Below are 3,847 nucleotides of genomic sequence, written 5' to 3'. Positions count from 1 at the left end.
TTACCGAAATCACATACATTTTTATTCCACAGGACTTATGAAATTTTCACTGGAAGGTTCTAATCGGGAAGGTTGTGCCCATTTCTGCATGCTCCTGAAACAAGTTCAGGACAAGCAGCAAATGGAACAACCTCCCGCTAAGAACCATCACAGCTTAATTTCAAATGCCTGTTGCACAAAAATATATGTGATTTCTGGTGTAAGTACACAAAAAAGCTTAACAAGTATAGCCAATTATTCTATACATAAGCCAAATTTATATTTCTTTATCTATGAGTGCCTTAAAAATAATTACTTAACAGAGATATTTTTACCAAAATTATAAAAAGTATTCTTAATTTATTTATAAGCTTGTATGTAAATTTAATAAAAGAAGAAACAAATACTGATATAACATTTTCTTATAGAATGAAAGAAGGGCCCTCCTTATTAATTTTCTGAAATGTCATGAAGTTTTAATTATTAATATTATAGGGTATAATTAAAATAATATGATTCAATGTTTAGAGAGGTGAATTTATGGTCAATATAGATGCAAAATTAAATGAATTAAAGAATTATTTTAAAAGTAACAATAATATACTGGCTGCATGGTTTACAGGTTCATATGGGACAAAAAATCAGAGAGAAGATAGTGATATTGATATTGCATTGCTATTTGACAAACAGGTTAGTATTATGGAAGAAATGTCTGTATCCTGTGAAATCAGTGAAATTGCTGATTTTGATAATATCGACACAATTAACTTATTATCTGCCCCTATAACTTTGCAGTTTAAGGTTATAGATGAAAATAGAAATATTTATGAAGGAGATTACTATAAAGTTTGTGACTTTATGGAAGAAACATTTAATAAATATAGAGATGAAAAATATTATCTGGACCGGTTTATGCACGATTTTTATGAAAGTTATAACATTAACAGGGGGGATATTAATGGAATTTGATAAAAATAAAATAGATCAGAAATTATTATTCATGAATACATGCTTAAATAAATTAAAAAAACTAGAAGAATTTGATAAAGATGTGTTTATACAGGACTTTACTAAAGTTGATAGTGCTAAATATTTATTACAAGTAAGTATAGAAGCTATGCTAGATATATCTAGCCATTTAATTGCGAGAAATAGATGGGGAAGACCTAAAGATAACAAGGATCATTTTCAATTATTATCTGATAATGGAATAATAGATAATAAAGATGTATCTATATATTTTAATATGGCAAAATTCAGAAATAGGATAGTTCATATGTATTTTAACATAAATGACGAAATGATATATGATATAATTCAAAATAATATTAGTGATTTCGAAAGATTTATTAGTAATATTGTTAGTGTTATTTCACAAAAATCAGATGCTATTGATAAAACGTCATTATCATAATTCTTGTGAAAAATTATGAAGTATAAGTTAAAAATAATATATAAAAAAGTAAGGAGTCTACATTTTGTCTGTAGGCTCCTTTCCAATATAGGATTTAGTATCCTTATCTGATTTCACTATCTTAATTAAAGAATTCAGTAAACGCTCTAATTATATACTCATTATCCATTACAGCTGCTAATTCTCTTATTGAATGCATACTAAGTATTGGTGCACCTAAATCTATTACTGGTATGTTTAATTTTGCTGCTGTAATAGGCCCTATTGTTGTTCCGCCTCTTAAGTCTGATCTGTTTACAAATACCTGACATGGTACTCCAGCTTTTTCGCATATTCCCTTAAATACTGCACTTGCATAGCTGTCTGTTGAATAGCTTCCTCCGGCTGCAATTTTAAGAACTGGCCCTTTTCCAAGCATTGGTCTGCTGGTTGGATCGCATTTTTCAGTATAATTTGGATGCAGTGCATGAGCTAAATCTGCTGAAATCATTATTGAATTACTTAAGGCTCTCTTAAAATCTTCTCTCTCTTTTTTTAGTCCCATGGCTATTCTTTCTAAAATATTACTCAAAATAGAGGAATTTGCACCTTGAGAAGTTAAGCTTCCTATTTCTTCATTATCTAAAGCTACTAAAACCTTAGTCGACTTAATTTCATTACTGCTAGTTAAAGCCTTTAAACCTGCAAATACCATCCAAAGATCATCTAATCTTCCGCATGATATAAATTCATTATCTGCTCCAAATAAAATTCCTTCTGCATATTCATATAAGAACAAATCAAAGTCTAATATGTCACTAGCATCTACTTTTAAGGTCTCTGAAATTAAATTAATTAAATATTGATCATTTTCTAGTTTATCTTGAACCATTGTAAGTAGTGGCAATGTATCCTTCTGCTTATTATATTCATAGCCTTCATTAATGCTTCTATTCATATGTATTGCTAAATTAGGAATAATTAAAACTGGCTTATTAATATCAATTAACTGAGTCTTTGGGTTAAAAGGATTTTCTCCTTTTAAGGTTACTCTTCCAGCTATGCTTAATGGTCTGTCAAACCATGTGCTGAGTATTGCTCCTCCATAAACCTCTGTATTTAATTTAATATAATGACCTTCAACCTTAATCTCAGGATTTGGCTTTATTCTAAAGCCTGGTGAATCTGTATGAGCCCCAATTAATCTAAAGCCATCTTTTTCAATATCACCGCTTCCAACTTCAAATGCAATTAAAGCAGAGTCATTTTTCATTACATAATGTTTTCCGCCTTTTTTTAAGTCCCACTTATCCTCTTCCTTAAGCTCCTCATAACCTTCCTTGTCTAAAATCGCCTTAATTTCATAGGCACCTTGAAAAGCCGTTTTACTCTTATTTATAAAATCTAATAGTTCTTGTGCATTGCTCATATAATTAATCCCTCTTCCTTACTGTAAGTATTAAAATTCATATTCATAGAAGAACATCCAAAAAAGCTATAGACATTAAATAAACTCCTCAATATGAAATTATATATATATTATATACTTTTATTCTTAATAAGAAAAAGCATTGTTATTCCTTATTATGCTTTCTTTCATAAATCAAAAGCTAAAACTACTTACGAGCTGCTCATCTTTTCCAAGCTTTCTTTCGCCACTATATAATTCTATTACTTCTTCATTATCATCATTGATATTAATTTCATCACTAATATTATTATTTTTTCGTTTACCTTTACTAACCCTTTTCCTTTTTTCTAATACTTCTGGAACATTGTACTTAAAATTTTCTGCATTAATTCTTTCTGTCTCAACCTTGGCATTGGCATCATTAGAAGTTTGATCAATACATTCAATATTATTCATAGTATTTATATTCTGAGTCAAGTTCATTTTAACATCCTTAGATTCATCAGTTTTTGTAGTATCATTACTACAAGTCAAATTATCTATATTACCAGCTCTATTTGTATCATCAGCTTTTGAATTTTCATTTGTACTGCTGTTGTTTAATGAAATAATATTATTATTCGAATCAGCTGCTGCCTCGCGCCTAGCTCCTAATTGTTCTTTATTATGAGCATTACCATCTACAGATTTGTCTTCAAAAACCTTGGAGTTTGTTTCAACTTTATCTTCTGTTTTATTTTTATCTTCTATTTTAATATTTTGATGCTTTGCAAAGTTTTTAACTCTATATATTTTATCTTCAGTTAATTCAACCATTTCAAGCCCTATAAAGGTTTCCATTGCAAGCTCAACTTGTGAAGGCTCCCTATTGAATTCTATAGCTAAAGTTTCTATAGTATATGGAATATTTCTAGATAAAAATAATGCTCCTCCTAAATTCACTTTACCAGCCAAAGCAATAAGTCTGATCCAAATATAGTGAATAAGATCTCTCTGCTCCATTCTATCGATTATCTTAAATTTAGTATCCTCATGCATATCAACTCTTAATTTAACAAATTTTC

General features: G+C 29.2%; 5 protein-coding genes. 3 read left to right on the top strand and 2 right to left on the bottom strand.

Annotation, left to right across the window (positions count from 1 at the left end):
* The 3 genes from CLOBL_RS28400 to CLOBL_RS26825 form a co-directional block, all read left to right on the top strand.
* Positions 1–325: hypothetical protein (locus tag CLOBL_RS28400; RefSeq protein WP_207652377.1), on the top strand; the 325-nt coding region annotated here is incomplete at its 5' end.
* Positions 326–519: 194 nt separating this feature from the next.
* Positions 520–948, top strand: a complete 429-nt coding sequence (locus tag CLOBL_RS26830) for a nucleotidyltransferase domain-containing protein (protein ID WP_077861786.1) — start codon at positions 520–522, stop codon at positions 946–948.
* Positions 938–1,393 (top strand): DUF86 domain-containing protein, encoded by a 456-nt coding sequence (locus CLOBL_RS26825; RefSeq protein ID WP_077861785.1) that lies wholly within the window; start codon positions 938–940, stop codon positions 1,391–1,393. The genes CLOBL_RS26830 and CLOBL_RS26825 overlap by 11 nt, the downstream gene beginning before the upstream one ends.
* Positions 1,394–1,514: 121 nt before the next feature.
* On the opposite strand, the gene CLOBL_RS26820 is transcribed toward CLOBL_RS26825, so the two are convergent.
* Positions 1,515–2,801: a M18 family aminopeptidase gene (locus tag CLOBL_RS26820; RefSeq protein ID WP_077861784.1), complete on the bottom strand. Its 1,287-nt coding sequence runs from the start codon at positions 2,799–2,801 to the stop codon at positions 1,515–1,517.
* A 174-nt stretch (positions 2,802–2,975) separates the two neighbouring features.
* The coding region (locus CLOBL_RS26815) for a phage replisome organizer N-terminal domain-containing protein (RefSeq protein ID WP_143323970.1) at positions 2,976–3,847 on the bottom strand (872 nt) is incomplete at its 5' end.

This window comes from Clostridium sp. BL-8, assembly GCF_002006495.1.
GTDB lineage: Bacteria > Bacillota > Clostridia > Clostridiales > Clostridiaceae > Clostridium.
The sequence above is the reverse complement of the archived record's forward strand: the minus strand, read 5'-3'. Positions and strand labels throughout refer to the sequence as shown.